Origin of the sequence: Bacteroides sp. OF03-11BH, from assembly GCF_003604005.1 — a bacterium.
Taxonomy (GTDB): domain Bacteria; phylum Bacteroidota; class Bacteroidia; order Bacteroidales; family Bacteroidaceae; genus Bacteroides; species Bacteroides ovatus.
This window is the reverse complement of the sequence record NZ_QTMW01000018.1, coordinates 88438-112899: the sequence shown is the minus strand read 5'-3', so window position 1 is coordinate 112899 and position 24462 is coordinate 88438. Positions and strand designations below refer to the sequence as shown.

Here is a 24462-nt window from a genome sequence, read left to right as displayed (position 1 = left end):
CGCATTGCTAAAAAAGCCCCAATGAGCAAAAGGGACGCCGCCCCTTTTGAAACCCCGAAGCCATGCGGCATGGAAACAAGGCAGGGGGAAGTATTAACCGAAAAAATGTGTTACAGTTATGGGATATGCAGTTTTGCATTTGGAAAAGGCAAAGGGTGCGGACGGCGCAATGTCCACACACATAGAGCGCACCGTCCACCCGAAGAACGCGGACAGAATGCGCACGCACCTGAACCGGGAACTGGTGCAGTTCCCCGAAGGAGTGAAGAATCGTACGCAGGCGATAGCACACCGGATAGAGACGGCAGGCATCAGACGCAAGGTGGGCACCAACCAAGTAAGGGCAATCCGGGTACTGCTCACCGGAAGCAACAAGGACATGAAGCAAATGGAAGCGGACGGGAGGCTGGACGGCTGGTGCAACGACAACCTGAAATGGCTCCGGGAAACATACGGGGAGCGGAACCTCGTATCGGCAGTCCTGCATATGGACGAGAAGACACCGCACATACACGCCACTATCGTACCGATAGTGACGGGAGAACGCAGGAAAGCCAAACAAGATGAGCAGAACGGGAAGAAAAAGTACAGAAAGAAGAGCCCGCAGGATGTACGGCTGTGCGCTGATGACGTCATGGCAAGGCACAAACTGAAACACTATCAGGACACCTATGCCCAAGCCATGAACAAGTACGGCTTGCAGAGAGGCGTGGACGGTTCGTTGGCAAAACATATACCGACCTCGCAATATTACAAGGAACTGGTGGAACGACAGGACAGCCTGCAGGAGAACATAGAAACCCTGCTGGGGCTGGAAGAGGAAGCACAGAAGAAACTGAAAAAGGTCAAGGGGGAAATCAACACGCAAAAAATGAAGAACGCAGCGGTAAACGCCACCACAGCCATAGCGGACGGGGTGAGTTCTCTTTTGGGCGGCAGCAAGGTCAAAAGGCTGGAGGCGGAGAACGAAAATTTGAAGCGGGACACAGCCAATCTGCAAAGACAAGTACAAGCCGAACAGAGGGAACAGAAGAACATGGAGCACCGCCACAACAGTGAGATAATCAGGATAGATCAGAGCTACCAGCAAAAAATCAAGGAATACGACAATAGGCTGAAACAGATAGACACCTATTTCCCTATCGTAACGGAACTGCTGCCCATAGCTGAACAATGCAGGGAAGTGGGGTTCACCGAGGAACTGACAAGGCAAATCGTCAGCCTGCAGCCCGTAGGGTTCAAGGGCAGGCTCTATTCAAAGGAGCACAAGGAAAAGTTCAGGACGGAGCACTCAACGGCAAGCGTAGAGAGAAATCCACAGGAGAAAGGAAAGTTCCAGCTGTGCATTGACGGAATGCCAATACTTGAATGGTTCAGAATGAAGTTTCAGGAACTCAAAGAAAAACTGAGTGTAAGCAACACCTCAAAAGAAGAGAATAAGCCGAAAAGAGGATTGAGATTGTAAAACGTAATATGTAATAAAATAAAAAAATAAGAAGCTTTGGTTTCATTTATTCGGCTGTTTTTCATATTTTTGCATTGGATTGAGTATGCTCTTTCCAAGACATATTAGAATTTTTAGAAGCGTTATGCTTATCTTGTAGATGAAAACGTAGGAAATTTTCAAAGAGTACAAGGATAGCATAGTGGTTCTCACGCTATAGGCGTGGGCTGCTATATCCATATCTGTACTCAAGGTATTTTCCTACGACCTTCATCTAAGACGTGGCATGCAGACCCACGCTTCTTTTTATATAACTCTGCTTAGTGGGGTCTCAGGCGGCTATATATGAAACCAACAACATGATTTCACAAGATGAATTTTCTTTATTTGACCCTCAAAAAACGAGAGCTTCAGTCTTACCTGATAAGCCCGGTAACTATATCATAGTATTACGTAGTACGTCCTCATTGCCCATAAAAGTGCAAATTTCCACTACTCCCATACTAACCTCTTTTCAGCACAAAAAAGAAAAATACAATGTCGTGTATGTAGGCAAAAGCAGTAAAAGTCTGCGTATTCGTGACTATAAACAACATTTCACTGGCACTGCCGGAAATTCCACAATCCGTAAATCATTAGGATGTTTATTGGGATTCAAACTAATTCCAAGAGACATTAACTCTCCCCAAAACGGAAAAACTACATTTGATGAATTTGACGAGCGTACACTGACCGAATGGATGAAAGACAACCTGCTACTTTTTTATTATGCAAATAATGATTATGCAAATGTTGAAAAAGAATTGATTCGCACATATAATCCCCCTCTTAACTTGCAAGGAAATTTCAATAAAACTAATCTTGATTTCCGCAAGGAGCTTTCTGCGCTTCGTTCATGCACTTCAGCGAAACAGGCCCCAATACCAAATAACCAATTAAAACTAAATGCTTATCCACAACAAATGCAATGCAGCAATTGTGGTATAAATCTAACAATTGATGAAGGGTTAAAAAATGAGGAGTACATTAAATGCCTTTCTTGTGGTTGTATTATTCAAAATCCCATCTACATACAAAATAAAAAAAATAAAGAACGCCGACAATGGATAGCGGTATTGATTTTTCTTGTTGTGGTTATAATTTTCAATATTTCAAGTAGAGAATACAGCACTTCTTCAAAGGGTAACAATAGAATCGAAAACTACGGGAGCAACAAAGGACCATCTCAAACAAAAGCTATGGCAGGAGTAAGGGTCTATCTTAAACGGCATTATCTTAAAGACCCTGACAGTTATGAAGGAATAAGTTGGGAAGCCTTTGGTATATATAATAAAGACAATAATACTTATTTTGCTCTTCATAAATATAGGGCTAAAAACAGTTATGGCGGTTACGTGGTGGAAGAGAAACTTTTTGTATTGGATTCTGACGGGAATGTTATAAAAGTTATAGATGACATGAATGAAGTCATTAATGGTTATTGATATAAACAATGAACAAACAATGAAATTATGAAGAAGCAAAATGCTGAAAGACTTTCTGAATATGAGAAAGCCCAAATAGAGTTTGCAAAAGGTAAAGCGGAGTTTCTACAAGGATGTGGCGGTTGCCTGATGATCCCAATCATCATTATCATTCTACTTTGTATAGTAATTTTAATAGGTCTAATCGTTTCTCCTTTTATGGATTAATCAAAAAATTTAATTCTAACTTAAATAATATAGCATTATGAAAAAAATTATTACTTCTATTTTCATTTTGATGTTTTATCTTGGTTGTTCACCATCACAGAAGGATGTACTATTTGCAAACGCTTCCGATGAACAAATCATAGAATGGGGTAAACAATACGTAATCCATTCCATTGAGGATAGTTTGAAAGAAGGAGAAAGTTACAAAATAATGGAATGGATTTTGGCAGAAAAAAAGACAAGTATTCCTGTTGAGGTATGGCAAATGGATAATACATATAAAAAAGATTCAATACCAGGATGCGTCAAGCTATTAGATACACGAGGTATTTTTGATGAACTCGAATTTATAGGAAATGGTGATAGCGCATTTGTAGCCTTCGCTGTTGCATATACAATAGATGAAAAGAATGGAACTAGTTCATTCTTAGAAAAAACTTTTACCCTCGATAAAAACGGTAAAGTATTAGATTGCAACGATTACCTCAGCCCTTCTCAAAAGAGGAAACAAACAGAAGAAAGATTCCACAAAGCTTTGGAACAACTGGGACCTCTTCTCATTCAGTCGGTAAAGAAAGGTGCAGCTATGGCAGGCAAAGATACAAGTGGCATAACAAATGTGACAATTAATGGAAAGACATATTCCGAATAACTTATAATATGACGTATTATGAAGAAAAATGAACGTATTTCAAGTATCAACAGTGTGTTGCGAGATTATTTTGCGAAACATCCTCAAAGCGGCGGAATGATCCTTGCAAAAGAGTTTATGCCTCTTTTTATAAAGAATGGCATTTTCAATAAAGATAATAGGGAGGGGTTACCCATTCGAAAAGTTCTGCGAGATTTGGATACTGAAAATTCATTGGACAAAATTCCCTATGTTCATACTGAAAGGAAACCTAAAACAATCAATTGGTATTTTCGTCCTTTGCTTTTATCGCTTGTGATATTTATGGGTATGCTTTCGAGTTGTTCTTTTAAGTCAAATACCGATTTCCCTGAAGTGACCCATGTAGCTTTCCAAAAAGAAAAACATGGGAAATGGGGCATGGTTGGAGTTAATGGAAACATCTTGTTTGAAAACAAATTTGATAAAAGACCGTCTTATGCAGTAAATGGAGTGTTTAGAATTCAGGATTATGATACAAATCAATATCTTTACTATTCCGCAACTCCAACTCCTAAATTGATAGGAACTCCAAAAGGTTATAAGCAAGGAGGCATATGTAGCGAAGGAATAATTCCTGTTGTTTCTGCGGATGAACGTATTCACTATCTAACAGAAACGGGAGAAACTGCTTTTTATTTGCTTCCGTATCAGGGGAAAGAATTCTTATGTGTATCTCCGTTCTTTACGGAGCAACGTGCTTGGTTTCGGTTAGAAAATCGTAAATGCGGATATATAGATCCACAAGGCAATGTTGTGATAGAACCTATTTATGATAACGCTTTCCCTTTCCATGAAGGAAAAGCTATTGTATATAACAAAGAAGCTGACAAATGGTTAGTTATCGACCCCAATGGAAAAGAATTATTTGAAGCCAGTTCCAATGGGTACCAACAATATTCATACACCTTTTTTGAAAACGGATATTGTTTAATAGAAAACTTCTTACTCAATGAAAAAGGCGAAAAAGCACAGAGATTCCCCTCTAACATTTACAGTATTTCACCTTTCATTGACAATGTTGCCTTATTTCAAGACAGTAAAACTGGATTATGGGGACAACTTAACATAGAAGGAGAAAGTATCGGAGAGCCTAAATATTCGCGAGCTTTAGGTATTATAGACGATTGGATATATGTTGCTGATACAATTGCCAATTTAAGAGATGAATGGGACAATCAATATATGAATGTATATGCAATAAACTCTAAAGGTGAAATTAAAAATAAAATAGAAAACGTTTCATGTTTTTACCCATTATCCCAATATGCCATAATGGCAGAAAATGAGAAATATTACTTTGCTGACAAAAAAGGGAATCCGATAGACAACAACTCTTATTACAAAATTTCAGTTCCCCCATTTACAGATGCTCCCAGTTATTCACCCTTTTGGTCTTCTTTAATAGCACCTCATTCCATGTCTGATTATGATGCTTGGGGAGTTGTAACCAATTATATAGATGAAAAGAAAACATTGGCGTCAATATTTGATAAATTAACATCCGATGGCATTGATAGTTTAAAAATGGGTCAAACTATTTCAAGAATCATGGATTTATACAATATAAAACAAATGCCAGCAAATGGGATGGTTGACTTGCATAACAGAGATTGGGGCATAAATCAGGTTTTTGCAACATATTCCGTTGGCATTCTTTATAAATGTAAATGTGCAATTGTGATTAAAGTAGAGATTAATGCGAGTGCTTCACCGATAGGTGATAATCCTCAAAGATTATTTGATGCTATACCACAATATCTTACAGAAACTTTGGGATTAAAAAGGGAAGATGAAAACCTTTATCGTTCTGAAGATGCTTGTTATGATATTGTTTATTATGAAGGAGAGAATTCGTTCTTTCTAATGTCTAAAGCGATAACAGAGAAATAGTTAAGAAACATTCATGTATAATCGAACACTTAAAAATATTCCCGTACAGAACATCAAATTCTGTACGGGGATACTTTTATACATAAAAAATAATTATCTAAGTATTGTGGACCTGGGGAGAATCGAACTCCCGTCCAAACGAGGAAACCATATGCTTTCTACATGCTTATCTTTGCCTAAAATTTTCGAACATAAGCAAGACCAAAGCCACCAACTTATGCCTTATCCTCTAAAGTTTCGTAAGAGTTACGAGGAAAAACTCAAACTATTCCCGATTTTACTGTGCCACTTTATCAAACGCTTCGGAACAAGAGCTTTTGAGTGACATCTCGTTTCTACCACTTTGGCGGAAATAAAGCTAATCTACTATACTTCGATTAAGCAGCGAGAGCATAATTTTCGTTGCCAGATAAATTTTTGAAAACTGGGATTATAGCGCCAATCAACCACGCACTGCATGCTTACATACCATTCCAACTCGCTGTCAATTCCAGTCAAGCCCAAAATGATTTTGCAAAGATAACGTTTCTTTATTACTTAAACAAATCCATAGATTAGTATCTTTGTATATTAGAAAATATCATACTGTTAATTTATTTAAGAAATAGACTATCATTCAATATAAAGAATGATAAATAAACATCTGCCACATTAAACCGGGTGTAAATTAGGGTGTATTATTCATAACTACCTAATAATCAACATCTATTGTGGAGCTGTAGGTTCCGATGCTATTGTCAACCGTCCGGTTACTGACCTCACGAGTGCCCTTCAGGGTAATGTAGCCGGTTTAAACTTCTCTTCTGATGCGGTTGCTAATGGGGTAGGCGGTGAGACCGGTGCCGAAATTAAATTCAATATTCGTGGTATCGGTTCTATCAATGGAGGCGAACCTTATGTATTGGTAGACGGAGTGGAGCAAAGTTTGCAGAATGTGAATCCTGCCGACATTGAAACCATCAGTGTTTTGAAAGATGCTTCTGCTGCTGCCGTTTATGGTGCACGTGCCGCCTATGGTGTGGTTATCGTCACTACCAAAAGTGGTAAAAAGGAAAAAACACGTATATCATACAGTGGTACTGTAGGATTCAGTTCTCCTATTAATATGCCCCAAATGATGAATTCTATTGAATTTGCCAATTATCTGAACGAACGAGATGATAACGATGGAGTAAAACACTCGATTCCTGATGCGCTCATCGAAAAGATGCAGGGCTTTATGGAGAATCCTTATTCGGAAAAGTTCCCGGGCATAGGACCTAATGCGGACGGTACCGGTTGGGCAGGTTCTAAAGATGCTGTGTATGCCAATACCGACTGGTATGATTACTACTTTAAAAAAGCTTCCATCCGTCATTCTCATAATCTGAGCGTAACGGGAGGTTCTGATAAATTTAATTATTACGTAGGTTTGGGATATATTTACCAGGAAGGATTACTGGATCAAGTAGACGATAACTTGAGTAAGTACAATGTAAACTCGAAGTTTCAGATCCGAGCCAATAAATGGTTGAAGTTTAATTTCAATAATAACCTTTCGCTGAATATACTGAAGCGTCCGATGGCTAACCAGACCATTTTTTATGGAACTATCGGAAGCAGCTTTCCGAATTCTCCTACCCATCTTCCTGTAAAGTCGGAATATAATGACAATTCCGAATACCGTTATCTGAAACAATCGCATTATGTGCAGAACAGAATTTCTGATGCGATGTCGTTTGCCACTACGATTACTCCGCTGGAAGGTTGGGATATTGTAGGTGAAATGAAAGTACGCTTCGATGTGGAAAACAATGACTTCAAACGCGGATATCCCACTGCTGAAAAGCCTGACGGAACGTTGGATATAAGTAAGGGAACCAAGCAGGGGTATCAATATCCGGGCATGAACTGGAAAAACTCTAATTGGGGCTCTTATACACGCGGTAATACTTTCAACTACTACCTGTCTCCAAACGTATCGTCATCCTACACACATGCTTGGGGCGACCACTTCTTTAAGGCGATGGCGGGTTTCCAGATGGAACTGCAAGAAAATTCGAATGGTTATACTTATAAAGACGGATTGCTGACTAGTGATATATTCTCTTTTGTGAATGCTAACGGGCAAGTATTGGCAGGTGAAGACCGGACGCATTGGGCTACAATGGGTATGTACGCTAAACTGAATTGGAATTACAAGGAGATTTATTTTCTGGAATTCAGTGGACGTTATGACGGTTCTTCCCGTTTTGCTCCGGGAAATCGCTGGGGATTGTTCCCTTCTTTCTCAGCCGGTTATGACATTTCTCGTACCGACTATTTCAAAGCTTTGAATCTGCCGGTTTCTCAATTGAAAGTACGTGTTTCTTACGGTCGCTTGGGTAATCAGAACGGAGCGGGACTCTACGATTACCTTGGGATTCAGAGTTTGACCTCCGATTCACCCAATGCTTGGCTGTTGCCCGGTGTGCAAGCTACTCCTCAAAAAGGAACTTTAGCCACTACGCCTAAGATGATCAGTTCGTATATTACGTGGGAGAAGGTGGATAATGCCAACTTAGGTATCGACTTGATGTTGTTGGATAACCGACTGTCTATTACTGCCGATATTTATCAGCGTACCACGCGCGACATGATTGGACCTGCTGAAGCTATTCCGAATCTCGGAGGTATTAGTACGGATGACCGTGCGAAGGTCAATAACGCTACTTTACGCAATCGTGGTTGGGAATTGTCTGTAAACTGGCAGGACCAGTTGAAATGTGGTTTTAGCTATGGCATAGGATTCAATGTATTCAATTACAAAGCTGTTGTCACCAAATATAATAATCCGGAGGGGTTGATATACAACAATCATACCGGTTTGGCAACTAATAAAGGATATTATGAAGGAATGGACGTTGGTGAGATTTGGGGATATGAAGCGAATGATCTCTTTTTGTCCAATCGTGAAGTGGATGCATACCTCAGACAAGTAGATCTTAGTTTCTTTAAGTCCGGTGACAAGTGGCAACGAGGCGACTTGAAATACATTGATTCCGACGGTGACGGTAAAGTGGATCCGGGTAAGGGTACATTGGCCGACCATGGTGATTTGAAAATTATCGGTAATGCTACTCCCAAATACAGTTTCGGTATCAATCTAAACGTAGGATATAAGGGATTTGAAATATCCACTTTGCTGCAAGGAGTTGCCAAGAGAGATTTCCCGATGGCCGCCAGTACTTACCTATTCGGTGGTAAAGAATGGTTCAAGGAGCATCTCGATTATTTCAGTCCCGAGAATCCCAATGGATATCTACCTCGACTGACGACCGATGCCCAGACAACGAATGCCAATACGGGATACAATACTACCCGCTATATGCTGAATGCGGCATATATGCGTATGAAGAACTTGACAGTATCCTATACTTTTAAGCCTCAATTGTTGAAGAATATTGGACTAAGTAACCTGAAAGTATACTTTACATGCGATAACCTGTTTACCATCAGTAAACTGCCGAATCAGTTTGATCCGGAAACCCTTAATCAGGTGAACGCGTGGGCAGGCGGAAGTAATGCGGCTGCTCCGGGACTTACCTCGGCTCAAAATCAGAATGGTAACGGAAAGGTGTATCCGATGAACCGTAATTTCGTGTTTGGACTTGATTTTACATTTTAATTAAAGAGGAACGCTATCATGAAAAATAAAATAATTATCCTGACTGTTTTTGCAGGCTTACTGTTGTCGGCGTGTTCCGACTATTTGGACCGTAAACCCTATACGCAGCCTAACAATGAAGATTTCTTGAAAACTAGAGAGAATGTAGAAAGCTATATAAATAATTTGTATACTTCTCTACCGGCTCCGGCTCAATATGGTATTGGTGTCAGAGGAGAAGAGGTGAACAGTGACAATATCCTTTCGGAAAAGTATGATATGCGCCTGAATGGAGAGAATAATCAATTCAGTGGCTCTGACGATTGGAATAAAGGCTATAAAAACTTGCGTATGGTGAATTACTTTTTTCATTATTACGCAGTTTCCGAAGTGGACGAGACGGACGAAGTGCTTTCATTGAGAGGGGAAGCGTATTTCTTCCGTGCTTATTGGCACTTCTATCTGCTCACACGTTTTGGTAATATTCCCATTATGGATGACTTCTGGGATGGCAATGCTACGTTGGGCGGTTTGCAAATTCCGGCGACAAAACGTGCGGATGCAGCCCGTTTCATCCTGAACGATTTGAAAGCGGCTATTGGGTTGATACCGGAGGCTCGTGCTAATTTACATTCCCGCAGTAAATACAGTGGATTGCGTGTCAACAGAGAAACGGCCATGATTCTGGCTATGCGAGTTGCTTTGTACGAAGGTTCGTGGGAGAAGTATCACAAAGGAACTGATTTTGCAACGGAAGATAACTCTGAAGAGTTTTTTAAGGAAGTGATGAACTGGGGAGATCAATATTTGTTCCCGGTCGGACTGACTTTGCATATGACAGCAACCAATCCGAAAGCTACCAATATAGATGACGCTTTTTCGGAGCTATTCAATTCAAACGATCTTTCCAACATTAGCGAAGTGACTTTTTGGAAAAAATATTCAATAGCTGATGGCGTGTTCAATACCGTTACTCAACAGCTTAGCGGTGGAGTAACAGATAATGTGAAGCCTTCGGGACTATCCAAGTCTTTGGTGGATAACTTTCTGAATGTGGATGGTACGCCGGTTGACCCAACCGATGAAAAGTATAAGGACTTTAATGAGGTATTTAAAGATCGTGACGGAAGACTTTTGGCCATGGTGATGCATACCGGTTGTAAGTTCAAATCTAATAGCTTGATGAATGTGAGAGCGTATGACGAGACAGGTACCGAAGAAGAACAAAAGGAAAAGAATAAAGATATTTCATCTCCGCGCTTGAATGGGGATGGTATTTACAAGAACGTGACCGGGTTCCATACTCGCCTTGGCATTGATACGACCTATGTAACCGGCAATTGTGAAACGGCTCATGTCATGTTCCGCTATGCCGAAGGATTGCTTTGTTATGCTGAAGCTGCCGCCGAATTGGGGCTGTATAACGATGGCGTGGCAGAGAAAACATTAAAGCCATTGCGTCAAAGAGCCGGTGTGGCCTATGTTACTCCGGCGGCTGATCCTCACTTCCCTTTCCAAGGCCTGCCGCCGGCAGTGCAGGAGGTACGTCGGGAAAGACGCTCAGAGCTATCTCTGCAAGGTTTTCGTTTGGATGACCTGATGCGTTGGAGGGTAGCCGGAACGTTGAAAGGTGTGGAAGGACGCGGACGTGGAGCTTATCTGGGCAAAGACGGTGTACTTTATCTGAGCTTTTCGCCTACATTGCGGAAAGAAGGACTGAATCATGTACTGACAGATAATGAAGGATGGATGGATCCGTTGAAAGAGTACTTGCCTGAAGGCTACAAGTTTAATGAAGATCGTGATTACTTGTTACCCATACCACCGGATGAAATCCAGATGGACCATGAGCTGAATCAGAATCCGGGATGGCCGACTAAGTAAGGGAACTGAATAAAATTCATTTATGATAATTAGATAGATAAAGATATGAAGAACATATTATATAAAATATTTCCGATATGCTTGTTGACCATGGGGTTGACTGGGTGTGAGGAAGAAACGAAATACCGCCCTCTGCCGGAAATCGTGCCATTAACGATGAGCATCAATGACAACGCATTTGCGATGGGAGAACACTTGAAAGTGAATATTAATGTGGAACCGGATGCTGATGGCAAGGAGGTTGTAGCAAATGAAGATTTTGATATTTACTTTACGGCGAAAGCCGGAACGGAGGATGCTTCGAATGTATTCGAACAGTTCAATGGAATCGTTACTTTTCCGAAGGGGGAGAAACAGATTCAGGTGGATTTTCCGATAAAGGCATCCGGACTGACGGGTAGTACTGCTATAAACTTTACGGCTTTTGCCCGTGGTTATAAGATGGAAGGCTCCAGTCAGGTAATTAAGGTTTCCGATTATTATCGGATAATGGCATCATTGGAGAACAATGCGGAGAATGTAGTAATGGAAGGTGGTAAGTTTGTATTAGTTGCAAAGATTGAAAAACCAAGTTCCGTACCTCTTAATATGAAAATTACTCCGAAAGAAGGGGAAGGAGATAGGTATGAAAATTTACCTTCTACATTAACAATTCCTGCAGGAAGAACTTCGGCAAAAAGTGATGCTGTGACTATTAAACAGGATTTTGAAATGACAGGGGATTTGCAACTGGTATTGAATCTGGAGAGTGATTCTCCAGCGAATCCGATGATAAATTCTACTCTGACTATAACTATGACTGATTTGGAATCTATGGGAGATCCTAATCTGTTTGATATAACGAAGGTGTATGAATTCCCGGATAGGCCGTTTATGTCTGATAAAAATAAAACTGCAATTGAAAGTTGGTTTACGGGAGATAAAATAGCTATGAATAAGAATAGCGCTCATCCCACTTCAGCTTTGAAAGATAAAGATTGGGTATTATGCAATGCGATAGAGTTCCATTATATTAATAATAGTTTTAGTGGCGGAAATAATACCCCTAATGCTTTCGGACATCGTATTTCTTGGGCCTTTTCTGATATTAATGATGCACCGTCACAGAAAATACAAGCTGTGAATAATGCAAAATGTACAAATATAACCAATGAAGGTATTTTAAATATGTGGGTGGATAAAAATGTTCAGGGGACTGGTGCCATGACTGCTACCAAGGATTACGGTGTCGCCGCATTGCAATGTTCTAAATTTGGTGGTATTTTTGCCCCACAACATACTCGGTTCTTTCCTGGTATGAGAATTGAAGTGAAGGCGCGTTTGAGAGGAATACGGACTGGTTTTGTTCCGACAATCGGACTTAAAAATCAGAAAAATTCCCTTCCGAACACGAAAGATGAGATCGATATTCTCAAGAACACTCAAGGTTCTGTAATTACTCAGGCTGTAACTGTTGATAATGAGATAGGTTCAAAGAGTGTAGCAATACCTCAAGCGAATGAATGGAATATATATTGGGTGGAACTTGTGGATGAAAATATAATCAATTTAGGAATTAATGGAGCAACCAATCTGACTGTGAATCGTACACAATCTCCTGACAGGTGGCCATTCGACAAGGCTGGAACTCCTGCTACTGCTAATCCTGATCCTGCTACTGCTGCTGGTGGCAGTGCCGGTCTCTACTTCTTTATGAGATTGGCTGAAAGCTCGGAACGGGCTGCTGGTAAAGCGCCTGAAGGTTGGGATAATGTACTGAAAAGTATTGCCAATTGTGAAACGGATGATAATACGCCTCGAATGGAAATTGATTGGATTCGTATCTATACAAATAAGAATTATGTACAGACTGATGCTGAAAAAGTCTGGGCTAATCAGTTATTTTATTAATGCTATCTCTTTCAATTAGCTTTCAATAGTGTGAAATGAATTTTATGCCGGAAGCTATCGTTAGAAGGCGATATGCTTCCGGCTATTTATTAGTCAATTATGCAGAAATGGAGATTATTGGAAATTAAATGGTAATTTGTGGAAGTTAAATAGATGGCTGTCCTCTATCTTTGCTGACACAATCTTATACAAATTAGTATTTATGGAAAAACTGCAACCAAACTTATTCTTTCCTTTGGTAGGAGTAGCTGCCGTAGCTTCTCTTGCTTCCTGTTCAAGCAAACAGAAACCTGCGGAACAGAAGCCTTTGAATATCGTCTATATCATGACAGACGATCACACAGCTCAGATGATGAGCTGTTATGACACACGCTACATGGAAACACCCAATCTCGATCGTATTGCTGCCGATGGTGTACGCTTTACTCAAAGTTTTGTAGCCAATTCATTAAGCGGTCCCAGTCGTGCCTGCATGATAACGGGTAAACATAGTTGTGCTAATAAATTCTATGATAATACCACTTGCGTATTCGACAGTTCGCAACAGACTTTTCCGAAGCTGTTGCAGAAAATCGGTTATCAGACAGCACTGGTAGGTAAATGGCATCTTGAAAGTTTGCCTTCCGGTTTTGATTACTGGCAGATTGTCCCCGGACAAGGCGACTACTACAATCCGGATTTCATCACACAGAACAATGACACTATCCAAAAACATGGATATATCACGAACCTTATCACTGACGATGCCATTGACTGGATAGAAAACAAACGCAATCCGGAGAAACCTTTCTGTCTTTTGATTCACCATAAGGCTATTCACCGTAATTGGTTGGCAGATACTTGCAACCTGGCTTTGTACGAAGATAAAACCTTCCCGCTACCGGACAATTTCTTTGACAATTACGAAGGACGCCCTGCCGCTGCCGCACAAGAGATGAGTATTATGAAAGACATGGACATGATTTATGACCTCAAAATGCTTCGTCCCGACAAAAATACCCGTCTGAAATCCTTATATGAGAAATATATTGGTCGTATGGATGAAGCACAACGTGCTGCATGGGACAAATTCTACACCCCAATAATAGACGATTTCTATAAACAGAACCTGCAAGGCAAGGAACTAGCCAACTGGAAATTCCAGCGTTATATGCGCGATTATATGAAGACGGTGAAGTCGCTGGACGACAATGTTGGTCGTGTACTCGACTACCTGAAAGAGAAGGGATTACTGGATAACACACTTGTTGTCTATACTTCCGACCAAGGATTCTACATGGGCGAACACGGTTGGTTCGACAAACGTTTCATGTACGAAGAATCCATGCGTACACCACTCATCATGCGTCTGCCGAAAGGATTCGACCGTAGGGGCGACATCACCGAAATGGTTCAGAACATCGATTATGCACCTACCTTCCTCGAATTGGCAGGAGCAGAGATTCCTTCAGACATACAAGGTGTATCCCTCGTCCCCTTGCTGAAAGGCGAACATCCGAAAGATTGGCGGAAGGCTCTCTACTATCATTTCTACGAATATCCCGCTGAACACATGGTGAAACGTCATTATGGTGTACGTACGGAACGCTATAAACTGGTTCATTTCTATAATGACATTAACTGGTGGGAACTCTACGACCTGCAGGCAGACCCGTCGGAAATGCACAACCTCTACGGACAATCTGAATATGAACCGGTAGTGAAAGAACTAAAAGAAGAAATGCTGAAACTTCAGGAGCAATACAATGATCCTGTCCGCTTCTCACCGGAGAGAGACAAGGAATAATACCAATGTACATACGCCATGAAAAAATACATCTTAATCATTCTCATACTGCTTTCGCCACTGACAGCGTTTTTGCAGGCTGATAACTTAACATCCCCTTTAATTTCAATAGTACCACGCCCGACACAGATTGTGCCGGGCCGTGGTAACTTCACCTTTTCAGCCCAAACGGTGTTTGCGGTAGAAAGTCAGGAACAAGCCGTGATTGCTCGCAATTTTATTGACTTGTTTACTCGTGCTGCCGGAATAACTCCTGCTTTGAATGTCGGGCGTGAAGAGGGACAAGTCCGTTTTGTGACGGATTCTTCTTTAAAAAGTGAAGCCTACTTACTGGAGATTACGCCGGAACAGATACTCATTAAAGCTTCGGATACAAAAGGCTTTTTCTATGCCCTGCAATCTATCCGCCAACTTCTGCCGGCTGCCATAGAATCGGAACAACCGGTCCGGAATGTCGATTGGAGAGTTCCGGCAATGACGGTTCAGGATGAACCCCGTTTCGGTTTCCGCGGATTACTGTTGGATCCGGTACGTTGTTTTATCCCTAAAAAGAATGTACTGCGAATCATTGACTGTATGGCGATGCTGAAAATAAACAAACTTCATTTTCATCTGACAGACGATAACGGCTGGCGGATTGAAATAAAGAAATACCCCCGTTTGACGGAAATAGGAGCGTGGAGAGTAGACCGTACAGATGTGCCTTTCCACTCACGTCGCAACCCGGAACGGGGAGAACCTACTCCGATAGGCGGTTTCTACACGCAGGAGGACATCCGGGAAATTGTAGCTTATGCAGCCGACAGACAGATAGAAGTCATTCCCGAAATAGATGTACCGGCGCACAGTAACTCTGCTCTAGCTGCTTATCCCCAGCTTGCCTGTCCGGTTGTGAAAGACTTTGTCGGTGTACTTCCCGGACTGGGAGGACGAAATTCCGAGATTATCTACTGTGCGGGAAATGATAGCGTATTTACATTCTTGCAAGATGTTTTTGACGAAATTCTAGAGCTTTTCCCTTCTCGCTATATTCATGTTGGTGGAGATGAGGCGCGAAAGACAAACTGGGAGAAATGCCCGCTTTGCCAAAAACGGATGAAAAAACAGCGTTTGGCCAATGAAGAAGATTTGCAGGGTTACTTCATGAAACGTATCAGTGATTATCTGCGTAAGAAAGGTCGTGAAGTGATTGGCTGGGATGAGTTGACAAACAGCTCTTTTCTTCCTGAAGAATCTATTATCCTAGGCTGGCAGGGAATGGGTACGGCTGCTCTGAAAGCTGCCGAAAAGGGACATCGTTTTATCATGACTCCGGCGCGTGTCTTATACTTGATTCGTTATCAGGGACCGCAATGGTTTGAACCGGTAACCTATTTTGGCAACAATACCCTGAAAGATGTTTTCGATTACGAACCTGTACAGAAGGATTGGAAACCGGAATATGAGTCTTTGTTAATGGGAGTACAGGCTTGTATGTGGACAGAGTTCTGTAATAAACCCGAAGATGTGGATTATCTTTTGTTTCCCCGCCTGGCCGCTTTAGCAGAAGTGGCATGGACGCCCGCAGGAACGAAGGACTGGTCTGGATTCTTGAAGCGGATGGACGCATACAACGCGCATATTGCGGAAAAAGGAATTGTCTATGCCCGTTCAATGTATAACATACAACAGACGGTGACATCAGTGGACGGACATTTGGAAGTGAATTTGGAATGTATCCGCCCGGATGTAGAGATTCATTATACACTGAACGGAAGTAATCCGGCAATGTCTTCTCATCGTTACGACGGACCTATCCGTGTGACGAAGACACAAATGGTGAAAGCCGCTACCTTTATGAACGGCAAGCAAATGGGAGAAACTTTAGAGTTGCAACTCACATGGAACAAAGCTACGGCAAAACCTTTGCTTGGCAATAAGAAGAACGAAATGTTATTAGTCAACGGATTGCGGGGAAGCCTGAAATATACTGATTTTGAATGGTGTAACTGGAATCAAAATGATTCTATATCTTTCACGATAGATTTGCAGGGGCGGGAGATTTTGAATAAATTTGCCATCGGTTGCATTACGAATTATGGAATGGGAGCACATAAACCGAAGATGATTCGCGTAGAAGTTTCCGATGACAATCGAACCTACCATACTATGGGAGAATTGAACTTCTCTCCGGAAGAAATCTATCTGGAAGGAACTTTTAGAAATGACTATTCGATAGATATGGGCGGAGTATCTGCCCGTTATGTCCGAGTGACGGCGGAAGGTGCGGGGATATGTCCCGACGAGCATGTCCGTCCCGGTCAGGAAGCGAGAGTCTATTTTGATGAAGTGATTATAGAATAGTAATCAAATAGTTAAAAACAGCAATTAAGTGCTCTTGCAGAATAATCTTATATTATTAGAGACAGATTACACGAATTTCACGGTTTTTAGAATGATGAGTATATAAAATAATAGCGTCAATCAGCTTAATCTGTGCCTAATTTATTATATAAACCAATTATGATGACATGCTTATGAATATTAGCTTAAAGAAACGAACTCTTTTAGTTCTATTGTCAGGACTGACTGCTACTTTCACTTTAGCGCAGCAACAACCGTTGCCCGAATGGCAAAGCCAGTATGCGGTGGGACTGAACAAGCTCGCTCCTCACACATACGTATGGCCTTATGCCAACGCTTCCGACATTGAAAAGCCGGGAGGGTATGAACAGTCTCCTTTTTATATGAGTCTCAATGGAAAGTGGAAATTCCATTGGGTGAAGAATCCTGATAATCGTCCGAAGGACTTTTACCAACCTTCTTATTATACAGGAGGATGGGCGGATATCAATGTGCCCGGTAACTGGGAACGCCAGGGGTATGGCACGGCTATCTATGTCAACGAAACGTATGAGTTTGATGATAAAATGTTCAACTTCAAGAAGAATCCGCCGCTGGTGCCTTATGCGGAGAATGAAGTCGGCTCCTACCGACGTACCTTCAAAGTGCCTGCCGACTGGAAAGGACGCAGGGTAGTACTGTGTTGTGAAGGAGTCATTTCTTTCTATTATGTATGGGTGAATGGAAAATTACTTGGATATAATCAGGGATCAAAGACGGCTGCCGAATGGGATATTACAGATGTCCTCAATGAAGGCGAAAATGTGGTTGCTTTGGAAGTGTATCGCTGGAGTTCGGGTGCTTATCTGGAATGTCAGGATATGTGGCGTTTGAGTGGTATCGAACGTGACGTGTATCTTTACAGTACTCCCAAACAGTACATTGCGGATTATAAACTGAATGCTTCTTTAGAAAAAGAGAAATACAAAGATGGTATTTTCGGACTTGAAGTGACCGTAGAGGGACATTCTGCTATATCTGGAGCTACTTCTATTGCTTATACCCTGAAAGACGCCAATGGTAAAGCTGTCCTGCAGGATGCTATCCGGATAAAATCCCGCGGATTGAGCAATTTTATCACGTTTGATGAAAAGAATATTCCCGATGTAAAGGCTTGGAGTGCAGAGCATCCTCATCTTTACACATTAATACTCGAACTGAAGGATGAACAAGGCAAGGTAACCGAACTGACTGGTTGTGAAGTCGGTTTCCGTACCTCGGAAATCAAAGACGGACGTTTCTGCATCAACGGCGTTCCGGTATTGGTGAAGGGAACCAACCGACACGAGCATTCTCAACTGGGACGTACCGTGAGCAAGGAGCTGATGGAACTGGACATCAAACTGATGAAGCAGCACAACATCAACATGGTGCGTAACTCGCATTATCCTACGCATCCTTGCTGGTATCAACTTTGCGACCGTTACGGTTTGTACATGATTGATGAGGCAAACATCGAATCTCACGGAATGGGATATGGTCCTGCTTCCCTAGCCAAGGATAGTACCTGGCTGACTGCACACATGGATCGTACTCACCGGATGTATGAACGTTCTAAGAATCACCCGGCTATCGTTATCTGGTCATTGGGAAATGAAGCAGGAAACGGAATTAACTTCGAACGTACTTATGACTGGCTGAAATCGGTAGAGAAAACTCGCCCTGTACAGTATGAACGTGCCGAATTGAACTATAATACGGATATTTACTGTCGTATGTACCGCAGTGTAGACGATATCAAAGCATACGTAAAAGAGAAAGACATCTACCGCCCTTTCATTCTTTGTGAATATCTTCATGCGATGGGCAACAGTTGCGGCGGACTGAAAGAATACTGGGACGTATTTGAAAACAATCCGATGGCACAAGGTGGCTGCGTTTGGGACTGGGTGGATCAGTCATTCCGCGAAATAGACAAGAACGGTAAATGGTACTGGACGTATGGCGGTGATTACGGACCGGAAGGAATTCCAAGTTTCGGAAACTTCTGCTGTAACGGTTTGGTGGGCGCCAACCGTGAACCGCACCCGCATTTGCTCGAAGTAAAGAAAGTATATCAGAACATAAAAGTAACGCTGGCGAATCAGAAGAATCTGACTATCCGTGTCAAGAACTGGTATGATTTCTCTAACTTGAATGAGTATGTACTGAACTGGAATGTGACGGCAGATAATGGCAAGATTTTGGCGGAAGGTACAAAAACGGTTGATTGTGCACCGCACGCTACTGTTGATGTTACTTTGGGTGCTGTAAAACTTCCGAATACAGTCCGTGAGGCTTATTTGAATATCAGCTGGACCCGTCGTGAAGCTTCTTCAATGATAGATAAGGATTGGGAGGTGGCATACGACCAGTTTGTATTTGCCGGTAATAAGAACTACACAGGCTACCGTCTGCACAAAGCAGGTGAAACGACTTTCACCGTTGATAAGCAAACTGGCGCACTGACTTCATTGAACCTGAACGGCAAAGAATTATTGGCTACTCCGCTGACATTGAGCCTTTACCGCCCGGCAACGGATAATGACAACCGGGATAAGAACGGCGCACGCTTGTGGCGTGATGCGGGATTGGATTGTCTGACCCAGAAAGTAGTGTCATTGAAGGAAAGTAAGACTTCGACCACTGCCCGTGTAGAAATCCTAAATGTAAAAACGCAAAGGGTAGGAATTGCTGACTTTGTTTATTCACTGGATAGAAACGGTGCACTGAAAGTACATACAACTTTCCAACCCGACACGACCATTGTGAAATCAATGGCACGCCTAGGATTGACGTTCCGTGTGTCGAACGCCTACGATCAGGTTTCTTACTTGGGACGTGGAGATAATGAAACCTATATTGACCGCAATCAGTCCGGTAAAATCGGTGTATATCAGACCACACCGGAACGGATGTTCCACTATTATGTTGCTCCGCAATCTACAGGCAACCGCACCGATGTACGTTGGGTGAAGTTGGGAGATACTTCCGGCGAAGGTATCTTTGTTGAGTCGGATCGTGCTTTCCAGTTTAGTATCATTCCTTTTTCGGATGTATTATTAGAGAAGGCCCGCCATATCAATGAACTGGAACGCGATGGATTGCTGACAGTGCATCTGGATGCTGAACAGGCAGGTGTGGGAACGGCTACTTGTGGTCCCGGAGTATTACCGCAATACTTGGTTCCATTAAAGAAACAGAGTTTTGAATTTACCCTTTATCCGGTGAAATAGATACTAAATCAATAGGTTATTTAGATTATATATAAAGGTGGGGGTTACACTGATTGGATGGAATGTCGTAAGAAAATATTCCATGAGGATCGTGAAATCTGCACCTTTATTTTATCTTTGTACGATTGCAATAATTAATAGACCATGAATAAACTACTAACCTCTCTTTTATTGTCTGTTACTCTCATGAGTGGAGCGCAGGCGCAGAAAAAAGAAAATTACTATGTGAAGCATGTTGAATTTCCTCAAAGTGCAACTATCGAACAGAAAGTTGATATGGCAGCGCGTCTGGTACCTACTCCACAGCAATACGCTTGGCAACAAATGGAATTAACAGCTTTCCTTCATTTTGGTATCAACACCTTTACCGGACGTGAATGGGGGGACGGGAAAGAAGATCCCGCGCTCTTTAATCCTTCGGAACTGGATGCTGAACAATGGGTACGTACCCTCAAGGAAGCCGGCTTTAAAATGGTGCTTCTGACTGCAAAACATCACGACGGTTTCTGCCTTTGGCCAACGGCTACTACCAAACATTCCGTGGCCTCTTCTCCCTGGAAAAACGGACAAGGCGATGTAGTGAAAGAACTTCGTGCTGCCTGTGACAAATATGATATGAAGTTTGGAGTATATCTTTCTCCCTGGGACCGGAATGCGAAATGTTATGGAGACTCTCCCCGTTACAATGATTTTTTTATTCGGCAATTGACGGAATTGCTCACCAATTATGGTGAAGTACATGAAGTCTGGTTCGACGGGGCGAATGGAGAAGGTCCGAACGGAAAGAAGCAAGTGTATGACTGGGACGCTTTTTACCAAACCATCCAACGCCTCCAACCCAAAGCTGTGATGGCAATTATGGGGGATGATGTCCGCTGGGTCGGAAACGAGAAAGGAGTAGGCCGTGAAACGGAATGGAACGCAACTGTGTTGACTCCCGGTATATATGCCCGTTCACAAGAGAACAACAAACGTTTGGGTGTTTTCAGTAAAGCAGAGGATTTGGGAAGTCGTAAGATATTGGAGAAAGCTACGGAATTATTCTGGTATCCTTCGGAAGTCGACGTATCTATCCGTCCGGGATGGTTCTATCATGCGGAGGAAGATGGTAAAGTGAAATCTTTGAAGCATTTATCAGATATTTATTTCCAGTCGGTAGGATATAATTCAGTGCTCCTGTTGAATATTCCACCTGACCGGAGGGGACTGATTCATGAAGCTGATATCAAGCGGTTGAAAGAGTTTGCTGATTATCGGCAACAAACGTTTGCTGACAACCGGGTGAAAAACGGAAGAAAATACTGGAGCACTACTTCGGGCGGTGAGGCTGTCTATGCATTGAAGTCCAAATCGGAAATCAATCTGGTCATGTTGCAGGAAGATATAACGAAAGGGCAGAGGGTAGAGGCTTTTACTGTGGAAGCCTTGATGGATAATGGCTGGAAAGAAGTAGGAAAAGGTACGACGATAGGATATAAACGTATGTTGCGCTTTCCGGCAGTTAATGCCAATAAGCTCCGGGTGAGAATAGACGAGTGCCGGTTGACTGCTTACGTTAGTCAGGTTGCCGCTTATTATGCAGAACCTTTGCAGGAAGAAACAACGAAAGAAGACTGGAATAATTTGCCGCGTTCCGGATGGAAACAGGTTGCTGCTTCTCCATTAACGATTGATTTGGGGAAGACGGTAACATTGAGCAGTTTCACGTACGCGCCTTCAAAAGCGGAGGCAAAGCCGACGATGGCATTCCGTTATCAATTCTTTGTAAGCATGGATGGTAAGAGCTGGAAAGAAGTGCCTGCCAGTGGAGAGTTCAGCAATATTATGCATAATCCGTTGCCACAGACGGTTGCTTTCAGTCAGAAAGTACAGGCACGTTTCATTAAACTGGAGGCCACTACACCTGATGCTACCGTTGCTAAAGTAAATATGAATGAAATAGGGGTGATGGTGATTCCCTGATGGAGCCCTCATCGAAAAATGATATGCTTAGAGAGTAGCAGTGGAGACCGGTGTCTTGATTCTTGATAAATCGGATACTAGTCTCTTTTTTTCTAAACCAAATGAATATTTTACTGTTATTTATAAAAAAAGACAGAAGTTATGTTAGTAGTAGATTTAGGAAAATGGATGAATAAAACCCTCATTAATTGGGGAATAGATCCGGCAGTTGCCGATCGTTTTGATGAGACTATTATGGCTTTACTGATGATAGTGGTTGCTATCGTTTTGAATTATCTTTGCCAGGCAATTCTTATTGGAGGTATGAAACAGTATACGAGACGTAAACCTCATCAATGGAATACATTGTTGATGAAGCGTAGGGTATTTCATAATTTGATTCATACCATCCCGGCTTTTCTGGTTTATTCGTTGTTGCCGATGGCTTTTATCCGTGGAAAAGAGCTGTTGCTGATTTCCCAGAAGGCGTGCGTCATTTATATTATTTTCTCTTTACTATTGGCTATAAATGGGATTCTGTTGATGATAATGGATATCTATGACGGAAGAGAGTCGATGAAAGACCGCCCGATGAAAGGTTTTATCCAAGTGTTGCAGGTGCTTCTTTTCTTTGTTGGCGGGATTGTAATCATTGCTATTATCGTGAATAAGTCTCCGGCTACTTTGTTTGCGGGCTTGGGCGCTTCAGCGGCTATTTTAATGTTAGTATTCAAAGATTCCATATTAGGTTTTGTGGCGGGTATCCAGCTTTCTGCCAACGATATGGTTCGTCCGGGGGACTGGGTGACGCTTCCTTCCGGTGACGCAAATGGCATTGTACAGGAAATAACGCTGAATACAGTCAAGATCCAGAATTTTGATAATACCATTTCCACTATTCCTCCTTATACATTAGTGAGCAGTCCTTTTCAGAATTGGCGGGGAATGACACAGTCGGGAGGACGACGGGTGATGAAGAGTATAACTTTGGATTTGACTACACTTCAATTCTGTACTCCGGAAATGTTGGACCGTTACCGGAAAGAAATTCCATTAATGGCGGATTATCAGCCGGAAGAAGGAGTCGTTCCTACCAATTCTCAAGTGTACAGGGTATATATTGAACGCTATTTGTGTAGTCTGCCTGTGGTCAATCAGGAGTTGGATTTGATTATCAGTCAGAAAGAAGCTACGATGTACGGAGTACCTATTCAGGTTTATTTCTTCTCCCGCAATAAGGTCTGGAAAGAATACGAGCGTATTCAGTCGGATATCTTCGACCATTTGCTGGCAATGGTTCCGAAGTTCGATTTGAAGGTTTATCAGTATTCGGACTAATTCATCATTTGCATCATAGAGGACATGGAGAAATAGAAGTTCGGAACTCTTGTTTGATAATTTAATTTATGAAGCTATGATGAGGCGTTATATTTCTCATCGTAGTGAGAATAGTCTCTTGTCAGAGTATGCTGTAGCGGCGTTTGTACTTCTCTGATAGGCAGTGAACACTAAAGTTACACCACGCTGATTTATCATAACTTTTAGTTATACTAATCATGGATAGGATAGGAGAAATATTAATGATAGAATGGGAAGATAGTTATGGAGTAGAATCAGGATGGAGAGATATATCTAATTATTCTGCTTCTGTTCTTACTATTAAAAGTGTCGGTAAAGTAATTTATGAAAATGACAAAATAATCTCATTAGCTCATAATTTCGCAGATGAAACTGATAATACACCAATGCAAGCTAATGGAATTATGGTAATACCCAAAGCTTGCATTGTAAATGTTACTTCTTGCTCTTTTTCTTGTCAGCAGTTTGAGTCAGAGCAGAAGCCGCCACCGTCTTAACCTTTTTAGGAGTCTTAGGATTCCTTAAAAGTTCAGATGCAATACTAGCCACTTTGGGCGATGTTTTTTCATTCTTTCCCATAAACTTAGAATTAAAGATTGTACAAATATACTTGTTATATTTAGGATGTCCAAAAAATGATATTTTTATTTGCATATCTCGTTTATTTTACTATATTGTAGCA

Annotated in this window: 13 protein-coding genes, 1 other RNA gene and 1 pseudogene; 14 read left to right on the top strand and 1 reads right to left on the bottom strand. The window is 41.8% G+C overall.

What is annotated here, in order from left to right:
• Positions 1-118: 118 nt before the first annotated feature.
• From mobV to DXA54_RS14945, 5 genes are all read left to right on the top strand, one after another.
• Positions 119-1465, top strand: coding sequence for a MobV family relaxase (gene mobV / locus DXA54_RS14970; RefSeq protein ID WP_118696430.1), 1347 nt, complete (start codon positions 119-121; stop codon positions 1463-1465).
• Between the two features lie 338 nt (positions 1466-1803).
• Positions 1804-2928, top strand: a complete 1125-nt coding sequence (locus tag DXA54_RS14960; RefSeq protein ID WP_155162712.1) for a GIY-YIG nuclease family protein — start codon at positions 1804-1806, stop codon at positions 2926-2928.
• Positions 2929-2955: 27 nt separating this feature from the next.
• Positions 2956-3135 (top strand): hypothetical protein, encoded by a 180-nt coding sequence (locus DXA54_RS14955; protein ID WP_061448087.1) that lies wholly within the window; start codon positions 2956-2958, stop codon positions 3133-3135.
• Positions 3136-3172: 37 nt separating this feature from the next.
• Positions 3173-3787: a hypothetical protein gene (locus DXA54_RS14950; protein WP_118696428.1), complete on the top strand. Its 615-nt coding sequence runs from the start codon at positions 3173-3175 to the stop codon at positions 3785-3787.
• 18 nt (positions 3788-3805) lie between these two features.
• A complete protein-coding gene (locus DXA54_RS14945; protein ID WP_118696427.1) occupies positions 3806-5698 on the top strand; it encodes a WG repeat-containing protein in 1893 nt (630 codons plus the stop codon).
• A 104-nt stretch (positions 5699-5802) separates the two neighbouring features.
• Here the strand turns inward: DXA54_RS14945 and ssrA are convergent.
• Positions 5803-6200: a transfer-messenger RNA gene (gene ssrA, locus DXA54_RS14940) on the bottom strand.
• A gap of 216 nt (positions 6201-6416) precedes the next feature.
• On the opposite strand from ssrA, the pseudogene DXA54_RS14935 reads away from it, so the two are divergent.
• The 9 genes and pseudogenes from DXA54_RS14935 to DXA54_RS28225 form a co-directional block, all read left to right on the top strand.
• Positions 6417-9344 (top strand): annotated as a pseudogene (locus DXA54_RS14935) (SusC/RagA family TonB-linked outer membrane protein); the annotation flags it as partial.
• Between the two features lie 18 nt (positions 9345-9362).
• Positions 9363-11207 (top strand): RagB/SusD family nutrient uptake outer membrane protein, encoded by a 1845-nt coding sequence (locus DXA54_RS14930; protein ID WP_008999845.1) that lies wholly within the window; start codon positions 9363-9365, stop codon positions 11205-11207.
• A gap of 45 nt (positions 11208-11252) precedes the next feature.
• Positions 11253-13097, top strand: a complete 1845-nt coding sequence (locus DXA54_RS14925) for a DUF5006 domain-containing protein (protein ID WP_004304362.1) — start codon at positions 11253-11255, stop codon at positions 13095-13097.
• A 202-nt stretch (positions 13098-13299) separates the two neighbouring features.
• Positions 13300-14883: a sulfatase gene (locus DXA54_RS14920; RefSeq protein WP_120079887.1), complete on the top strand. Its 1584-nt coding sequence runs from the start codon at positions 13300-13302 to the stop codon at positions 14881-14883.
• 18 nt (positions 14884-14901) lie between these two features.
• Positions 14902-17226, top strand: coding sequence for a glycoside hydrolase family 20 protein (locus tag DXA54_RS14915; RefSeq protein WP_042994254.1), 2325 nt, complete (start codon positions 14902-14904; stop codon positions 17224-17226).
• A 167-nt stretch (positions 17227-17393) separates the two neighbouring features.
• Positions 17394-20480 carry a glycoside hydrolase family 2 TIM barrel-domain containing protein gene (locus DXA54_RS14910; RefSeq protein WP_207903503.1) on the top strand — a complete coding sequence of 1029 codons (3087 nt, stop codon included), beginning with the start codon at positions 17394-17396 and terminating at the stop codon, positions 20478-20480.
• A 144-nt stretch (positions 20481-20624) separates the two neighbouring features.
• A complete protein-coding gene (locus DXA54_RS14905) occupies positions 20625-22442 on the top strand; it encodes an alpha-L-fucosidase (protein ID WP_120079885.1) in 1818 nt (605 codons plus the stop codon).
• A gap of 141 nt (positions 22443-22583) precedes the next feature.
• Positions 22584-23759, top strand: a complete 1176-nt coding sequence (locus DXA54_RS14900) for a mechanosensitive ion channel family protein (protein ID WP_004311434.1) — start codon at positions 22584-22586, stop codon at positions 23757-23759.
• 218 nt (positions 23760-23977) lie between these two features.
• Entirely contained in the window at positions 23978-24277 is a 300-nt protein-coding gene (locus tag DXA54_RS28225; RefSeq protein ID WP_165863250.1) for a hypothetical protein, read from the top strand.
• Positions 24278-24462 lie beyond the last annotated feature (185 nt).

What these genes read in the sequence shown, in the direction of transcription:
- DXA54_RS14920 (WP_120079887.1), top strand. Translation starts at nt 13,300, where the DNA reads ATGGAAAAACTGCAACCAAACTTATTCTTTCCTTTGGTAGGAGTAGCT.
- DXA54_RS14955 (WP_061448087.1), top strand. Translation starts at nt 2,956, where the DNA reads ATGAAGAAGCAAAATGCTGAAAGACTTTCTGAATATGAGAAAGCCCAA.
- DXA54_RS14910 (WP_207903503.1), top strand. Translation starts at nt 17,394, where the DNA reads ATGCTTATGAATATTAGCTTAAAGAAACGAACTCTTTTAGTTCTATTG.
- DXA54_RS14930 (WP_008999845.1), top strand. Translation starts at nt 9,363, where the DNA reads ATGAAAAATAAAATAATTATCCTGACTGTTTTTGCAGGCTTACTGTTG.
- DXA54_RS14925 (WP_004304362.1), top strand. Translation starts at nt 11,253, where the DNA reads ATGAAGAACATATTATATAAAATATTTCCGATATGCTTGTTGACCATG.
- DXA54_RS14900 (WP_004311434.1), top strand. Translation starts at nt 22,584, where the DNA reads ATGTTAGTAGTAGATTTAGGAAAATGGATGAATAAAACCCTCATTAAT.
- DXA54_RS14905 (WP_120079885.1), top strand. Translation starts at nt 20,625, where the DNA reads ATGAATAAACTACTAACCTCTCTTTTATTGTCTGTTACTCTCATGAGT.
- DXA54_RS28225 (WP_165863250.1), top strand. Translation starts at nt 23,978, where the DNA reads ATGGATAGGATAGGAGAAATATTAATGATAGAATGGGAAGATAGTTAT.
- DXA54_RS14960 (WP_155162712.1), top strand. Translation starts at nt 1,804, where the DNA reads ATGATTTCACAAGATGAATTTTCTTTATTTGACCCTCAAAAAACGAGA.
- mobV (WP_118696430.1), top strand. Translation starts at nt 119, where the DNA reads ATGGGATATGCAGTTTTGCATTTGGAAAAGGCAAAGGGTGCGGACGGC.
- DXA54_RS14945 (WP_118696427.1), top strand. Translation starts at nt 3,806, where the DNA reads ATGAAGAAAAATGAACGTATTTCAAGTATCAACAGTGTGTTGCGAGAT.
- DXA54_RS14950 (WP_118696428.1), top strand. Translation starts at nt 3,173, where the DNA reads ATGAAAAAAATTATTACTTCTATTTTCATTTTGATGTTTTATCTTGGT.
- DXA54_RS14915 (WP_042994254.1), top strand. Translation starts at nt 14,902, where the DNA reads ATGAAAAAATACATCTTAATCATTCTCATACTGCTTTCGCCACTGACA.